This window comes from Streptomyces sp. NPDC002817 (genome assembly GCF_053592055.1).
Window position 1 is genome coordinate 73270 of the sequence record NZ_JBSFUY010000036.1, and the last position, 15584, is coordinate 88853.

General features: G+C 70.4%; 12 protein-coding genes and 1 pseudogene. 10 read left to right on the forward strand and 3 right to left on the reverse strand.

Translation table 11 applies throughout. The features are described 5' to 3' along the window. Positions 1-33: 33 nt before the first annotated feature. A complete protein-coding gene (locus tag ACWD3I_RS41275) occupies positions 34-1215 on the forward strand; it encodes a sensor histidine kinase (protein WP_365397290.1) in 1182 nt (393 codons plus the stop codon). Then, complete coding sequence (locus ACWD3I_RS41280) at positions 1212-1880, forward strand: response regulator transcription factor (protein WP_365397293.1); 669 nt, start codon at positions 1212-1214, stop codon at positions 1878-1880. Before ACWD3I_RS41275 ends, ACWD3I_RS41280 begins: the two co-directional genes overlap by 4 nt. Here ACWD3I_RS41280 and ACWD3I_RS41285 read toward each other — a convergent pair. Continuing rightward, positions 1877-2287: a VOC family protein gene (locus ACWD3I_RS41285; RefSeq protein WP_365397296.1), complete on the reverse strand. Its 411-nt coding sequence runs from the start codon at positions 2285-2287 to the stop codon at positions 1877-1879. The two genes, ACWD3I_RS41280 and ACWD3I_RS41285, sit on opposite strands and share 4 nt — an antisense overlap. 199 nt (positions 2288-2486) lie before the next feature. Here ACWD3I_RS41285 and ACWD3I_RS41290 point away from each other — a divergent pair, with 199 nt between their 5' ends. Next, positions 2487-4598, forward strand: coding sequence for an MMPL family transporter (locus tag ACWD3I_RS41290; protein WP_365397299.1), 2112 nt, complete (start codon positions 2487-2489; stop codon positions 4596-4598). A 354-nt stretch (positions 4599-4952) separates the two neighbouring features. Then, positions 4953-6188 (forward strand): L,D-transpeptidase, encoded by a 1236-nt coding sequence (locus tag ACWD3I_RS41295; protein ID WP_365397302.1) that lies wholly within the window; start codon positions 4953-4955, stop codon positions 6186-6188. Between the two features lie 6 nt (positions 6189-6194). Here the strand turns inward: ACWD3I_RS41295 and ACWD3I_RS41300 are convergent, their stop codons facing one another. Then, positions 6195-6944, reverse strand: a complete 750-nt coding sequence (locus ACWD3I_RS41300; RefSeq protein ID WP_365397305.1) for a helix-turn-helix transcriptional regulator — start codon at positions 6942-6944, stop codon at positions 6195-6197. 249 nt (positions 6945-7193) lie between these two features. On the opposite strand from ACWD3I_RS41300, the gene ACWD3I_RS41305 reads away from it, so the two are divergent. Further along, entirely contained in the window at positions 7194-8579 is a 1386-nt protein-coding gene (locus ACWD3I_RS41305) for a glycoside hydrolase family 16 protein (protein ID WP_365397308.1), read from the forward strand. Positions 8580-8618: 39 nt separating this feature from the next. Here ACWD3I_RS41305 and ACWD3I_RS41310 read toward each other — a convergent pair whose 3' ends face one another. Then, positions 8619-9524 (reverse strand): helix-turn-helix domain-containing protein, encoded by a 906-nt coding sequence (locus tag ACWD3I_RS41310; protein ID WP_365397311.1) that lies wholly within the window; start codon positions 9522-9524, stop codon positions 8619-8621. 146 nt (positions 9525-9670) lie between these two features. Here ACWD3I_RS41310 and tkt point away from each other — a divergent pair, with 146 nt between their 5' ends. The 5 genes and pseudogenes from tkt to ACWD3I_RS41335 all read left to right on the forward strand — a co-directional run. After that, positions 9671-11746, forward strand: a complete 2076-nt coding sequence (gene tkt, locus ACWD3I_RS41315) for a transketolase (RefSeq protein WP_365397314.1) — start codon at positions 9671-9673, stop codon at positions 11744-11746. A gap of 19 nt (positions 11747-11765) precedes the next feature. Then, complete coding sequence (gene tal, locus ACWD3I_RS41320; protein WP_365397317.1) at positions 11766-12911, forward strand: transaldolase; 1146 nt, start codon at positions 11766-11768, stop codon at positions 12909-12911. Beyond that, positions 12908-14485: a glucose-6-phosphate dehydrogenase gene (zwf, locus tag ACWD3I_RS41325; protein ID WP_365397320.1), complete on the forward strand. Its 1578-nt coding sequence runs from the start codon at positions 12908-12910 to the stop codon at positions 14483-14485. The genes tal and zwf overlap by 4 nt, the downstream gene beginning before the upstream one ends. Continuing rightward, the gene (opcA, locus tag ACWD3I_RS41330; protein ID WP_365397322.1) at positions 14482-15408 is read left to right on the forward strand and encodes a glucose-6-phosphate dehydrogenase assembly protein OpcA; all 927 of its coding nucleotides are present in this window, start codon (positions 14482-14484) and stop codon (positions 15406-15408) included. The genes zwf and opcA overlap by 4 nt, the downstream gene beginning before the upstream one ends. Beyond that, a pseudogene (locus tag ACWD3I_RS41335) lies at positions 15408-15584 on the forward strand (glucose-6-phosphate isomerase); the annotation flags it as partial. The gene opcA and the pseudogene ACWD3I_RS41335, both read left to right, overlap by 1 nt.

Below are 15584 nucleotides of genomic sequence, written 5' to 3' on the forward strand. Positions count from 1 at the left end.
TACTGGTACGGCCCTTGCCCCGAGGAGCCGCTCATGTCCGCCCAGTCCTGGTTCACGCCGGTCGCCGCACGGCTGCGTACGACGCATCCGTACGTCGTCGACACGGCGCTCGCCGCGCTCGTGCTGTTCGCCGCCTCGCTCCAGTGGATCTTCCCCGACGAGGGGGACGACCGGCTCACCTGGATCGGCTGGCTGCTCGGCGCGACCACCGCGCTCCCCCTGGTGTGGCGCCAGCGCGCCCCCTTCACGACGGCCTGCGCGGTGTCGGTCGCGACCCCCGCCCAGGCGCTCTACCACGCGCCACCACCGGATGTGATGTACGGCGGGATGGTCATCGCGTACACCATGGCCGCCCGGGGAAAGCCCTGGCAGCGGCGCTTCATGGTGGTGGGCTGGGCGGTCGGCGTCTCGCTCGTCATGCACCACAAGCCGGACCCCCAGCCGTTCGAGTACGCCTTCCAGCTGCTCAGCATCGCCTGCGCGTACGCCCTCGGCATGCTGGCCCGCGTCCAGCGCGCCTACACCGCCGAACTGGAGGACCGGGCACGGCGGTTGGAACGGGAGCGGGCCGCGGACACCGCACGGGCGACGGCAGAGGAACGGGCCCGGATCGCCCGGGACATGCACGACATCCTGGCGCACGCGGTGAGCCTGATGGTGGTGCAGGCGGAGGCCGGGCCGGTCGTGGTGCGCAGTGATCCGGCGCGCGCGGAGGCCGCGTTCGAGGCGATCGCGGCGGCCGGGCGGGACTCCATGTCGCAGCTGCGGCGTATCCTCGGCGTTCTCAAGGAGGAGCAGCGCAACGGGACTTCGCCCCAGCCGGGGATCAAGGCGCTGCCCGCACTCGTCCGGCAGGTCCGCGAATCAACGAGCCTGTGCGTCGAGTTGAGCGCCGAGGGCGCGCCTCAGCCGCTGCCGCCGGACACCGACATCGCGGTCTACCGCGTGATCCAGGAGGCCCTCACCAACACCGTCAAGCACGCGTACGCTTCCTCCGCGAACGTCGAACTCGACTGGACGGAGGAGGCGTTGACGCTGACGGTGACGGACGACGGGCGGGGCCCCGCGGTCCCGGGCGGTGGACACGGGCTGATCGGCATCCGGGAACGGGCCGCGGCCTGCGGCGGTGACGCGCGCACCGGGCGGGGTCCGGACGGCGGGTTCAGGGTCGTCGTACGCCTTCCGGTGGGGGACCGGCAGGCGGCGCCGGGGTGAGCATCCGGGTGGTCGTCGCGGACGACCAGGAGCTGGTCCGCAGCGGCTTCAGCATGATCCTGGAGGCGCAGGCGGACATCGAGGTGGTCGCCGAGGCGGGCGACGGCGCGGAGGCGGTCGCCGCGGTGCAGCGGCACACGCCCGACGTGCTGCTGCTCGACATCCGTATGCCCGTGATGGACGGTCTCCAGGCGGCCCGGCGGGTGTGCGCGCAGTCCGCGTGCAAGGTCGTCATGCTGACCACGTTCGACCTGGACGAGTACGTGTACGAGGCGCTCTACGCGGGCGCCAGCGGCTTTCTGCTCAAGGACGTGCGCCGCGACGACCTGGTGCACGCGGTACGGGTGGTCGCGGCCGGCGACTCGCTGCTCGCGCCCGCGGTGACCCGGCGCCTCGTCGCGGACATCGTGCGCCGCCGCCGGGAGGAGGCCGCGGCCGACGTCACCCCGCAGCGCCTCGACGTGCTGACCGCGCGCGAGGTGGAGATCCTGCGGATGCTCGCCCGCGGCCTGTCCAACGCCGAGATCGCGACGTCCCTGTTCGTCAGCGAGCACACCGTGAAGACCCATGTCAGCAATGTGCTCGGCAAGTTGGGGCTCAGGGACCGGGTGCAGGCGGTGATCTGCGCGTACGAGACCGGGCTGGTGACGCCGGGCGCGCCCTAGGCCTGGTCGCCCAGCTCGGTGAAGAGGGTGAGCTGGAGCGCGCCCGGTGCCTCCAGGCGGGAGTTGAGGGAATTCCAGGGGGTGCGGGTCGGTTCGGCGATCACCTCGGCGCCGGCCTGTGCCAGTCTCGCCGTGGTGGCGGTGGAGTCGTCGACCTCGAAGGCGACCCGGATCGGTCCGGCCACCCGGCGCCCGACCTCGACCTCGTCGATGAACGCGGCATGGTTCGGGTCGGTGATCTCCAGTGTGGCCCGGCCGGCCTCCAGGATGGTGACCCGGCCGTCGGGCGAGGAGAACGCGGCGCGTTCGGGCAGGCCGAGGACGTCACGGTAGAAGCGCAGGGCCTCGTCGTAGTCCTCGGCCGTGACGACGAGACGGAGTTCGCGGACGGCGGGTGCGTCGGACATGGCGGCTCCTCGGGATCGCGGATCGTGATCTGATCAACTCCGGTACCGGTGCGGTTCATTCCTCCCTCCCGGGAGTGAGACCGGGGGTCGTCTCCCCCGCGCGACGGAGCCCCGGAAACCGCTCCCTCCGGCGATCCGGTACCACCCCCTCCCGCACGAGTCTGGGGGCATGTCAACCGATGCCCCGCCGGGAGGGACCGTGCTCTCCACACTCGCCCGGACGGCCACGCGCCGTCCGCTCACCGTCATCGCGCTCTGGGTGGTCTTCCTGCTGCTCGGCTTCGGGCTCGGGACGGGCGTCTTCGGGCGTCTGTCGGACAACGTGCCCGAGGTCCCCGGCACCGAGTCGGAGGCGGCCGCGCAGTATCTCGACCGGGTCGACCCCGCCGGTGAGTCGATCACGGCCGTCGTCGAGGGAACCGCCGTCTCCGACCCGGGACTTCGCGCCCAGGTCGAGCGGGCCGTCGCCGAGGTCCGGAAGGTAGCCGGGGTCGCCGCCGTGCCGGATCCGTACGAGACGCCCGGTCTGCTCGCCGAGGACGGGCGGGCGCTCATCATCCCCGTCGCCCTGGAGGGCGGCCTGGACGACGACGCCGAGGAACGGACGGTCGACGACGCGGCCGACCGCATCAAGGAGATCGACGCGCCCGAGGTCCACGTCAGCGGCGGCCCGTTGCTCGGTCTGCAGATCGGCGAGAAGGCCCAGGAGGACGTGAAGAACGCCGAGTTGATCTCGCTTCCCGTCGTACTCGCCCTGCTCCTGGTGGTGTTCGGCGGGCTGCGCTCGGCCGCGCTGCCCCTCGTCATCGCGGTGAGCGGCATCGCGGGCGCGTTCCTCGCGCTGTTCCTGTTCAGCGAGGTCACGGACATCTCCGTGTACGCGATCCAGGTCACCACCATGCTGGGCCTCGGACTCGCCGTGGACTACGCCCTGTTGATGCTGGTCCGCTTCCGGGAGGAGCGCAGGAACGCCGGCTCCCCCGAGGATGTGACCGAGGCCGTGCACCGCACGGTCGCCGCGGCCGGGCGGACGGTACTGTTCTCCGGACTCACGGTGGCGGTCAGCCTGACCGGGCTGCTGGTCTTCCCCAGCGTGTTCCTGCGCAGCATGGGTCTGGCGGTGGCCGCCGTGGTCGTCGTCGACATGCTGGCCGCGCTCACCCTGCTGCCCGCGCTGCTCACCCGCTTCGGCGGGAAGATCCCGCCGGCGAAGGTGCGTCCGGAGGGCGAGGAGGGCCGTGTCTTCGCCCGGCTGGCCCGCTTCTCCGCCCGCAACCGGATCGCCGTCCTCGCGGTGGTCGTCCCGGCCCTGCTGGTGCTCGCCCTGCCGGTCGCCGACCTGCGGATCAACCTCGGGGACGCCCAGCAGCTGCCGTCGAGCACCGAGGCACGACAGCTGTACGACACCGTCGGCGCCCACTTCCCGCCCGGGACCGGGGTGTCACCGGTGACGGTCGTCCTGAAGCCGGGTACGGACCGGGCGACCGTCGACCGTATACAGTCGCTCAGCCCTCGTGCCGAGTCCCGGGACGTGCCGGGTGGCATCACCGTCGTGGAACTGCCGCCGCCGGGCAGTGCGGACGGCGACGGTGCCACGGAGCTGGTGAAGCAGGTACGGGAACTGCGGGGCGCCGAGCCCGTCCAGGTCACCGGCCCTGCGGCCAGGCTGGTCGACTTCCGCGAGATGCTCGCCGACCGGGCCCCCTGGGCGGCCGTGACCGTCCTGGCCGGGATCTTCGTCCTCCTGTTCGCGTTCACCGGCTCGGTGCTGATCCCGCTGCGCACGATCGCCACGACGCTGCTCAGCCTGGGTGCCGCGCTCGGTGTGGTGGTGTGGGTCTTCCAGGACGGCCATCTGGCCGGGCTGCTGGGCGCGGAGGGGCTGGGCGCGCTGAGCCTGACGGCGCCGCCGCTGATCATCGCGATCGCCTTCGGGCTTGCCATGGACTACGAACTGTTCATCCTGGCCCGGATGCGCGAGGCCCGGCGCCGCACCGGTGACGACCAGGAGGCCGTGGTCACCGGACTGCGCCGGTCGGGCCGGGTCGTCACCTGCGCCGCGCTCCTGCTCGCCGTGGTCTTCGGGGCGTTCATGACGGGCGGCTTCTCCCCCATCCTCCAGATCGGACTCGGCCTCACCCTCGCGGTGCTGATCGACGCGACCGTCGTCCGGATGCTGCTCGTCCCGGCGACGATGGCGCTGCTCGGGCGGCGGGCGTGGTGGGCGCCGAAGCCGCTGCGGCGGGTGCACGACCGGTTCGGGCTGAGCGAGGAGGAGGCACCCGAACCGCATGTGCCGACGAACGTCTGACAGCGGTCGGCGCACAGGGGACCCGGCCCGAGGGCCGGGTCCCCTTCCCATGGGGCGGTTACAGTGCCGCCATGGGCAACGGGGGGAACCGGCCGACGCGGCCGTGCAAGTGGTGCGGCAAGCCGGTCGAACAGCCGGGAAGCCGTTGGCGCCGACGGCGCTATTGCCGCAGGTCCCACCGGCGCCTGAACCGGATCCTGAACGCCGTCATGGAATTCCTGGACTTCTGGTAGCGGCCGCCCCGGAGCGGGTCCTCACAGGAATCTCAGGAAGCGGCCCGGGGTTTCAAAGGATCAGCAAATCTGCGCGGCGCAGGATGCACACGCAAAGGCGGATATCTCAGGAAGGCCTGCCGTGGGCGTCTCGCACATATCGAACCGGTCCGACCAGCCCTCCGAGAGGTGGTCGCGGCGCGGGGTGCTCACCGTGCTGGGGGTGGTTCCCGCCGCGGTGCTGACCGGGTGCAGCGGGTCGGCGGACGCCTCGGAGGGAGCGAAGTCGTCGGCGTCGGCGAAGGCCGCCGCGACGAAGAAGCCCGTCGTCTCGGTGAGCCCCGCCGACGGCACCAGGAAGGCCGGGTTCAGCAGCCCCGTCGAGGTCACCGTGACCGACGGCACGCTCGCCTCCGTCAAGGTCACCGGCAACGACGGCTCCACGCTGGCCGGGACGTACAACGACGCGAAGACCAGGTGGACGTCGACGCAGAACCCGTACTCGGGCACCAAGTACACGGTCACCGCGCAGGCCGAGGGCGTCGACGCAGAGACCGCGACCTTCACCACCAAGTCGCCCGGCGAGACCTTCGTCGGCTACTTCACCCCCGAGTCGGACTCGACCTCCGGCGTCGGCATGCCCGTGTCGATCAACTTCACGCACGCCGTGTCCGACAGGGCCGCCGTGGAGAAGGCGATCACGGTGACGGCGGAGCCGGCCGTGGAGGTGGTCGGCCACTGGTTCAGCGACACCCGGCTCGACTTCCGGCCGCAGACGTACTGGGCGGCGGGCACGAGGATCACCCTCGGTCTGCGGTTGAAGGACGTCGAAGGACAGGATGGTGTATACGGTACACAGTCGAAGGACGTCACCTTCCACATCGGCCGTGCGCAGATCAGCACGGTCGACCTGGCCGCCAAGGAGATGGTGGTGAAGCGGGACGGCGCGACCTATGCCACCTATCCCGTCTCCGGCGGCGACGCCGACCACACCACCTGGTCCGGGATCATGGTGATCAGCGAGCGGTTCAAGGAGACCCGGATGGAGTCCTCCACGGTCGGCCTCGGCGACGAGTACGACATCTCCGACGTCCCGCACGCCCAGCGCCTGACCACCTCCGGCACCTTCGTCCACGGCAACTACTGGGCGTCCACCTCGGTGTTCGGCAGCCAGAACACCAGCCACGGCTGTGTCGGCCTGCACGACGCGAAGGGCGCGGACGACAGCTCGGTCCCGGGCTACAAGTTCTACGAGAGCTCGATGCTCGGCGACGTCGTGATCGTCAAGAACTCCGGCGAGGAGACCGTCGATCCGGCCAACGGACTCAACGGCTGGAACCTGTCCTGGGAGGACTGGAAGACGGGCAGCGCCCTGTAGGGCCGGTCAGAGCGGGGACGCCTCGGGTTCCGGGAAGACACGGGCTACGGCCGCGGTGCGGCTGGAGACGTCCAGCTTGCGGAAGATGTTCTCCAGGTGCTTGCGGATCGTGCTCGGCGAGACCACGAACTGCCCCGCGATGTCCTCGGTCCCCAGGCCGTTGGCGACGGCCCGCAGGACGTCGAGTTCGCGCGGGGTGAGCCGCACCGGCTCGCGACGCCGACGGGCCGCCTCGCGGTGGACGGCGTCGATGTGCGGACGCAGGAGCTGGAGGGTCAGCCGGTCGCGATCGCTGAACGGCCGGTCGCGGTCACGGGAGACGGAGTACATGCGGATGCGTCCCGGCGCCGTCGGCAGGGCGACGACCATCATGGCGACGAAGGGCCGCATGTAGTCGGTGTAGAGCGCCGTGTCGCGGAACTCCCGGGTCGGCATGTAGTCCGTCAACTGGGAGACCTCCAGGTGCCCGTGGCTGCGCTCCACGTCCGCACAGTGCGGGTGCTGGTGCTTCCACAGCCACCACACCTCGTCGTCCCACTCCGGGTAGGGGCCGCCGTACTGCACCGCCTGGTAGCCCAGCCCCCGGCGGGTGGGGAGGTCGACCTCGCTGAACTCGGCCAGGTCGCAGGAGACCAGTCGCCCCAGCCCTTCGAGGAGGGACGGCGGCGGGAACTCGTCGGAATCGTCGTGCCGTGCCTCGTCCACGACGTCGAGCATCAGCCGTAGATGGCGTGCGGTGACGGAGTGCCGGCTCATGACGCCCCCACTTCTTCGGGACCCGGTCCGACGGTACGCCCGTCCGCGCGCCGGAGAGGCGACCTCTCGGCACATTCGCGGCTTCATGGGGTGAACTCCCCTGCCCTCGAAGGACTTTCACGGTTACACCTCTTGACGACCGCAGTGGCCGAGAGCACATTGGGCCCACTTTGAGAGCGCTCTCAGACGGTTCTGGGCGTGCTGTCGAATCACCCGCGCATCCCCCTCCGTACCCGAGAGGCACACCCCATGAGTGCACCCTCCGGAACATCCAGACGCCGGCGCGCCCTGATCGCCGTACTCTCCACGTTCGGCCTGGCGGCCGTCCTCGCCACGGCCGCGACCCTGCCCGCGAACGCCAACGCGCCCACGCCTCCCACGGGTTGGACGCAGGTCTTCGTCGACGACTTCAACGGCGCCGCGGGCACCGGCGTCAACACCACCAACTGGCAGTACGCGACCGGCACCGGCTACCCGGGCGGCCCCGCCAACTGGGGCACCGGCGAGGTCGAGACGATGACGAACAGCACGTCCAACGTCTCGCTCGACGGCAACGGCAACCTCCGCATCACCCCGATCCGCAACTCGGCCGGCAGCTGGACGTCCGGCCGCATCGAGACCAACCGCACCGACTTCCAGCCCCCGTCCGGCGGGAAGCTGCGCGTGGAGGCCCGCATCCAGATGCCCAACGTCACCGGCACGGCGGCCGAGGGCTACTGGCCGGCGTTCTGGATGCTGGGCGCGCCCTACCGGGGCAACTACCAGAACTGGCCGAGCGTCGGCGAGCTGGACATCATGGAGAACGTCCAGGGCATGAACCGCGTGTGGGCCACGATGCACTGCGGCACCAACCCCGGCGGCCCGTGCAACGAGACGACGGGCTTGGGGAACAGCACCGCCTGTCCGGGCTCGACCTGCCAGTCGGCGTTCCACACCTACACCATGGAATGGGACCGCTCGGTCACTCCGGAGACCATCCGCTTCTCCGTGGACGGCACCCAGTTCCACTCCGTCAACGCGAGCCAGGTGGACGCGACGACCTGGTCCAACGCCACCAACCACGGCTTCTTCATCATCCTCAACGTGGCGATGGGCGGCGCCTTCCCGGACGCGTTCGGCGGCGGTCTGGACAGCGGCACCCAGTCCGGTGTGCCGATGACCGTCGACTACGTCCAGGTGCTGTCGGCCGCCGGGAGCGGTACCACGCCGCCGCCGACGGGCTCGCGTGACGCCTACTCGGCCATCCAGGCCGAGTCGTACAACAGCCAGAGCGGGGTGAGCACCGAGACCACCACCGACACCGGCGGCGGCCAGAACATCGGCTACCTCGCCAACGGCGACTGGGCGCTCTACCAGAACGTCGCCTTCGGCTCCACGGCGGCCACCCAGTTCGTCGCCCGGGTCGCCAGCGGTGCGGCCTCAGGCGTGAGCGGGCTGATCGAAGTCCGTCTGGACAGCCGGAGCAACGCGCCGATCGGGAGCTTCTCCCTGGCCAACACGGGCGGTTGGCAGACCTGGCGGACCGTACCGGCGAACATGAGCTCGGTGACGGGCACGCACGACGTGTATCTGACCTTCACGAGCGGGCAACCGGCGGACTTCGTGAACCTGAACTGGTTCAACTTCGGTCACTGACACATCACTCGGGTGAGGGGCTCCGCGGGCCGGGGCCCCTCATCGCAGTTCCGCCCGGAACCCCACCGGCGTCTGCCCCGCGTGCAGCTGGAAGAACTTGGAGAAGTTCGCCGCGTCCGGGAACCCCACCGCCGCACCCACCCGCCCGATCGGCATGTCGGTGTGCGCGAGAAGCCGTTTCGCCTCCAGGACGACCCGCTTGTCGATGAACCCCTTGGGCGTCTCCCCGGTCGCGGCACGCACCGCGCGGACCAGGGTGCGGCGGGAGTAGCCGAGCGTGTCGGCGTACGCGCTGACGCTGTGGTTCGTCGCGAAGTCCTTCTCCACCGCGTCCCGGAACAGCGTGAACGTCGTGTCCGACTGCCCCCGCGCCGCCTCCTGCGAACTCGCCGCCAGATGGGCGAGGCGGAGCAGGAAGGCCGTCAGGGAGTGGCGGAGCACGGCCGTGTGCAGGCTCAGGGGGAGGGTCGCCGTGTCCTTGTACTCGCGCCGCAGCTGCGCCAGCGCCGCCCCCAGCCCCGCCAGTTGCGCCGTGTCGGGGTGCAGCAACGGCGGCAGGTCGTAGCGGTAGAGCCCCGTCGCCTCCACCGTCGCCCGTGGCAGAAAGCCCGGTTGCATGGCGAGGACCGTTCCGCGGTACCCGCTGGCCTTGGAGAAGCGGTGGACCTGGCCCGGGCGGATCCAGAGCACGTCGCCGGCGTACGCCTCGTACTCGGCGAAGTCGATCATGTGGCGGACGGGGCCCTTGTCGAAGAGCATCACGACATGGAAGTCGATCCGGTGGACGCGGTGCAGCGGCGCGTCCGCGTGCCAGGTGCGGTGCGGACCCATCGGGCCGACCTGCATGCCGACGCCGCCGACGCTGAGCTCGATGGGAAAGGGGAACGTTCTGATCCCGTTCACACCGCCGTCGCCGTCCCCGCCTTGGATGGGTCTGTCCGCCATGTCCTACTCGTGCCGCCTTGTTCAAGCCGTCCGTGTCCCACTTTCACCACAGGCTGACACACCTCGACCTTCCCTCGTAAAAGTCAGACTTTTAGATTTGAACGCGTCAGAGCAGCTCCCCCGCTCCAACCGAGGACTTCTTGAAGATGAGCACGCAGACACCGGACAGCTTCGAATGGACCGAACTCGACCGGCGTGCCGTCGACACCGCCCGCCTGCTGGCGGCCGATGCCGTGCAGAAGGTCGGCAACGGACACCCCGGCACCGCGATGAGCCTGGCCCCGGCCGCGTACACGATCTTTCAGAAGGTGATGCGTCACGACCCGGCGGACCCGGAGTGGACCGGCCGTGACCGGTTCGTCCTGTCCCCCGGCCACACCTCGCTCACCCTCTACACCCAGCTCTACCTCGCCGGGTACGAGGTCGAGCTCGACGACCTGAAGGCGTTCCGGACCCAGGGTTCCAAGACGCCCGGTCACCCCGAGTACGGGCACACCGCCGGCGTCGAGACCACCACCGGGCCGCTCGGACAGGGCGCCGCCAACGCCGTGGGCATGGCCATGGCCGCCCGCTACGAGCGCGGCCTGTTCGACCCCGAGGCCCCGCAGGGCGAGTCTCCCTTCGACCACACCATCTGGGCGATCGTCTCCGACGGCGACCTGGAGGAGGGCGTCTCCGCCGAAGCCTCCTCCCTCGCGGGCCACCAGAAGCTCGGCAACCTCGTCTTCCTCTACGACGACAACCACATCTCCATCGAGGGAGACACCGCGACCGCCTTCTCCGAGGACGTCCTGAAGCGGTACGAGGCCTACGGCTGGCACACCCAGCGCATCGAGCCCGCCGCCGACGGCGACATCGACGTACCCGCCCTCCACGCGGCGCTCAAGGCGGCCCAGGGCGAGACCGAGCGCCCCTCCATCATCGCGATGCGCACGATCATCGCCTGGCCCGCCCCGAACGCGCAGAACACCGAGGCCTCCCACGGCTCCGCCCTCGGCGACGACGAGATCGCGGCCACCAAGCGCGTCCTCGGCTTCGACCCGTCGCGCGCCTTCGAGGTCGGCGACGAGGTCCTCGCCCACAGCCGCCGGGCCCTGGACCGGGGTGCCGAGGCGCACGCGGCCTGGGACAAGCGGCTCGCCGAGTGGCGCGGCGCCCAGCCCGAGCGGGCCGAGCTCTTCGACCGCGTGGTCGCCGGCCAGCTCCCCGAGGGCTGGGAGTCCTCGGTCCCGGTCTTCGAAGAGGGCAAGGCCGTCGCCACCCGCGCCGCCTCCGGCAAGATCCTCCAGTCCCTCGGCGCGGTCCTGCCCGAGCTGTGGGGCGGCTCCGCCGACCTGGCCGGCTCGAACAACACCACCATCGACAAGACCTCCTCCTTCCTCCCCGAGGGCAACCCGCTGCCCGAGGCGAACCCGTACGGCCGAACGGTCCACTTCGGCATCCGCGAGTTCTCGATGGCCGCCGAGATGAACGGCATCGCGCTGCACGGCAACACGCGGATCTACGGCGGCACCTTCCTGGTGTTCTCCGACTACATGCGCAACGCCGTCCGGATGGCGGCGCTGATGCAGCTGCCCGTCACGTACGTGTGGACGCACGACTCCATCGGCCTCGGCGAGGACGGCCCCACCCACCAGCCGGTCGAGCACCTCGCGTCGCTGCGCGCCATCCCGGGCCTGAACATCGTCCGCCCGGCGGACGCCAACGAGACGGCCGTGGCCTGGACCGAGATCCTGAAGAGGCACGCCACGAACCCGGCCCCGCACGGCCTCGCGCTCACGCGTCAGGGCGTGCCGACGTTCCCCGTGAACCCCGACGCGGCGAAGGGCGGGTATGTGCTGAAGGACTCCTCGTCCACGGCCGTGGACGTCGTGCTGATCGCCACCGGCTCCGAGGTGCAGCTCGCCGTGGCCGCCCGGGAACTGCTGGAGGCCGAGGGGCTCGGCACACGCGTGGTGTCGATGCCGTCCGTGGAGTGGTTCGAGGAGCAGCCCCGCGAGTACCGCGAGAGCGTGCTGCCCCCGGCCGTGAAGGCGCGTGTCGCGGTCGAGGCCGGGATCGGGCTGACCTGGTACCGGTACGTCGGCGACGCCGGACGCATCGTCTCCCTCGAGCACTTCGGCGCCTCCGCCGACGCCAAGACCCTCTTCGCCGAGTTCGGCTTCACCGCCGAGAATGTCGCCGCCGCAGCCAAGGAATCCGTGGCCGCCGCGCGCGGTTGATCCGATCGCCAGAAAGAAGATGATCACTGTGACCGAAGCAACCGCGACCGCGGGAGCACTCAAGCGCCTGTCCGACGAGGGCGTCTCCATCTGGCTGGACGACCTGTCGCGGCGGCGGATCGAGTCCGGGAACCTCGCCGGACTCGTCGAGAACAAGAACGTCGTGGGCGTCACCACCAACCCGTCCATCTTCCAGGCCGCCATCGGCTCCGGTGAGGGGTACGAGGAGCAGCTGACCGACCTCGCGCTGCGGGGTGTCACGGTCGAGGAGGCCGTACGGATGATGACGACGGCCGATGTGCGTGCCGCCGCCGATATCCTGGATTCCGTATACACGGCGTCGAACGGTCGTGACGGCCGGGTCTCCATCGAGGTCGACCCCCGCCTCGCCCACAACACGCCGGCGACCGTCGCCGAGGCCAAGCAGCTCGCCTGGCTCGTCGACCGCCCCAACGCCATGATCAAGATCCCGGCGACGAAGGCCGGCCTCCCGGCGATCACCGAGGTCATCGGCCTCGGCATCAGCGTCAACGTCACGCTGATCTTCTCGCTGGAGCGCTACCGCGAGGTCATGGACGCCTACCTGGCCGGCCTGGAGAAGGCCGCCGCGAACGGCATCGACCTCTCCACCATCCACTCCGTCGCCTCCTTCTTCGTCTCCCGCGTCGACTCCGAGATCGACAAGCGGCTCACCGTGCTGGGCACTGACGAGGCACTCGCCCTCAAGGGGAAGGCCGCGCTCGCCAACGCGCGGCTCGCCTACGAGGCGTACGAGGAGGTCTTCGGCGGTGAGCGCTTCACCGCCCTCGCCGGCGCCAAGGCCAACAGGCAGCGCCCGCTGTGGGCCTCGACCGGGGTGAAGGACCCGGCGTACAAGGACACCCTGTACGTCGACGACCTGGTCGCGCCCGGCACCGTCAACACGATGCCGGAGGCGACGCTGAACGCCACCGCCGACCACGGCGACATCACCGGCGACACCGTCACCGGCGGCTACGCCCAGGCACGCGCCGACCTGGCCGCCGTGGAGGCCCTCGGGATCTCCTACGACGAGGTCGTGCAGCAGCTGGAGGACGAGGGCGTCGCCAAGTTCGAGGTGGCCTGGAACGACCTGCTGGCCACCGTCACCACGTCGCTGGACAGCAAGGGGGTGGACGCGGAATGAGCGAGACGCCTGCCGACGGGATCATCGAGGCCGTCGCGACCGAGGAGGCCTTCGACTGGGAGAACCCCCTTCGCGACGCCGGCGACCGGCGGCTGCCCCGCATCGCCGGTCCGTCCGGGCTCGTCATCTTCGGTGTCACCGGTGACCTGTCCCGCAAGAAGCTGATGCCGGCCGTGTACGACCTGGCCAACCGCGGCATGCTGCCGCCGGGCTTCTCGCTCGTCGGGTTCGCCCGGCGGGACTGGGAGGACCAGGACTTCGCGCAGGTCGTGCACGACTCGGTGCGCGAGCACGCGCGGACGGAGTTCCGTGAGGAGGTCTGGCATCAGCTCGCCGAGGGCATGCGGTTCATCCCCGGCGACTTCGACGACGACACCGCCTTCAAGCAACTGCGGTCCGCGGTCGACGAGTTGGACGCCTCCCGGGGCACCAGCGGCAACTACGCCTTCTATCTCTCCGTACCGCCGAAGTTCTTCCCGAAGGTCGTCCGACAGCTGAAGAAGCACGGCCTCGCCAAGGCCCCGGAGGGCTCCTGGCGGCGCGCGGTGATCGAGAAGCCGTTCGGCAGCGACCTGGCCAGCGCACGGGATCTCAACGCGCTCGTGCACGACGTGTTCGACCCGGAGCAGGTGTTCCGGATCGACCACTACCTGGGCAAGGAGACCGTCCAGAACATCCTGGCGCTCCGCTTCGCCAACCAGATGTACGAGCCCATCTGGAACCGGTCGTACGTGGACCACGTGCAGATCACGATGGCCGAGGACATCGGCATCGGCGGCCGCGCCGGCTACTACGACGGCATCGGCGCCGCCCGTGACGTCATCCAGAACCACCTCCTCCAGCTCATGGCCCTCACCGCCATGGAGGAGCCGATCGCCTTCGACGCCGAGTCGCTGCTCACCGAGAAGCTCAAGGTGCTGAAGTCGGTACGGCTGCCGGAGAAGATCGGCGACCACACCGTGCTGGCGCAGTACGCGGAGGGCTGGCAGGGCGGTGCGAAGGTGCCCGGGTACCTCCAGGAGGAGGGCATCGACCCGCAGTCGAAGACCGACACGTACGCGGCCATCAAGCTGGAGGTCGACAACCGGCGCTGGGCGGGCATCCCGTTCTATCTGCGCACCGGCAAGCGGCTGGGCCGCCGGGTCACCGAGATCGCGGTCGTCTTCAAGCGCGCCCCGCACTCCCCCTTCGACTCCACGGCCACCGAGGAGCTCGGGCAGAACGCCATCGTCATCCGCGTCCAGCCGGACGAGGGCATGACGGTGCGGTTCGGCTCCAAGGTGCCGGGCACCTCGATGGAGATCCGGGACGTCTCGATGGACTTCGCCTACGGCGAGTCGTTCACCGAGTCCAGCCCGGAGGCGTACGAGCGACTCATCCTGGATGTCCTCCTGGGCGACGCCAACCTGTTCCCCCGTCACCAGGAAGTGGAAGAGTCCTGGAAGATCCTCGACCCGATCGAGGCGTACTGGGCACGGCACGGCAAGCCCGCGCAGTACGCGTCGGGCAGCTGGGGTCCGAAGGAAGCCGACGAGATGCTCGCACGAGACGGACGGAGCTGGCGCAGGCCATGAAGATCGACCTGACCGACACCACGGCAAGCAAGATCAACAAGGCGCTGGTGCAGGGGCGCCGCGCCATCGGCACCCCTGCCGTGGGCATGGTCCTGACGATGGTCATCGTCACGGACGAGGAGAACGCCTACGACTCGATCAAGGCGGCCGAGGAGGCCTCGCACGAGCACCCCTCGCGCACCCTGGTCGTCATCAAGCGGCACGCCCGCACCCCGCGCGACCGGCAGTCGTCCAAGCTGGACGCCGAGGTCAGGGTCGGAGCCGACGCGGGCACCGGTGAGACGGTCGTGCTGCGGACGTACGGCGAGGTCTCCGACCACGCCGACTCCGTCGTGCTGCCGCTGCTGCTGCCGGACGCGCCGGTCGTGGTGTGGTGGCCGGTGGAGGCCCCGGAGAACCCGGCGAAGGACCCGCTGGGCGCCCTGGCGCAGCGCCGGATCACCGACCTGTACGCCGTGGACAACCCCCTCGACGTACTGAAGGCCCGGGTCCGGTCCTACGCGCCCGGCGACACCGACCTCGCCTGGACCCGGCTCACCCCGTGGCGTTCGATGCTGGCCGCCGCCCTCGACCAGGCCCGCGCGAAGATCACCTCGGCGGCCGTGGAGGCCGAGGAGGAGAACCCGGCCGCCGAGCTGCTGGCCCGCTGGCTGGAGGCCCGCCTCGGCGTCAGCGTCGACCGTGTGGTCACCGACGGTCCGGTCGTCACGGCCGTCCGGCTGGGCACCGCGAACGGCGAGATCGTCATCGACCGCCCCGAGGGCCCGCTGGCCACGCTGTCGCTGCCCGGCCAGCCCTCGCGCACCCTCGCGCTGAAGGTCCGCACCACCTCCGAACTCATCGCCGAGGAGCTGCGGCGCCTCGACGCGGACGAGATGTACGCCGTCGCCCTGCGGGGCGAGGCCACCAAGGAGAACGGCTGATGTCCGACACCCCGAACCTCACCCGGCGGCCCGAGTGGACCGCCCTGGAGGACCACCGCGCCGAGGGGCTCTCGCAGCTGCGGGAGTTGTTCGCGACGGATCCGGGGCGCGCGGAGCGGTACGTGGTACGCGTCGGCGATCTGCGGATCGACTACTCCAAGCACCTGATCACGGAC

Excerpts from the sequence above, each read along its gene's own strand:
- ACWD3I_RS41275 (WP_365397290.1), top strand. The coding sequence starts at position 34 with ATGTCCGCCCAGTCCTGGTTCACGCCGGTCGCCGCACGGCTGCGTACG.
- ACWD3I_RS41285 (WP_365397296.1), bottom strand. The coding sequence starts at position 2,287 with ATGTCCGACGCACCCGCCGTCCGCGAACTCCGTCTCGTCGTCACGGCC.
- ACWD3I_RS41300 (WP_365397305.1), bottom strand. The coding sequence starts at position 6,944 with ATGAGCCGGCACTCCGTCACCGCACGCCATCTACGGCTGATGCTCGAC.
- ACWD3I_RS41305 (WP_365397308.1), top strand. The coding sequence starts at position 7,194 with ATGAGTGCACCCTCCGGAACATCCAGACGCCGGCGCGCCCTGATCGCC.
- ACWD3I_RS41310 (WP_365397311.1), bottom strand. The coding sequence starts at position 9,524 with ATGGCGGACAGACCCATCCAAGGCGGGGACGGCGACGGCGGTGTGAAC.
- tkt (WP_365397314.1), top strand. The coding sequence starts at position 9,671 with ATGAGCACGCAGACACCGGACAGCTTCGAATGGACCGAACTCGACCGG.
- tal (WP_365397317.1), top strand. The coding sequence starts at position 11,766 with ATGATCACTGTGACCGAAGCAACCGCGACCGCGGGAGCACTCAAGCGC.
- zwf (WP_365397320.1), top strand. The coding sequence starts at position 12,908 with ATGAGCGAGACGCCTGCCGACGGGATCATCGAGGCCGTCGCGACCGAG.
- opcA (WP_365397322.1), top strand. The coding sequence starts at position 14,482 with ATGAAGATCGACCTGACCGACACCACGGCAAGCAAGATCAACAAGGCG.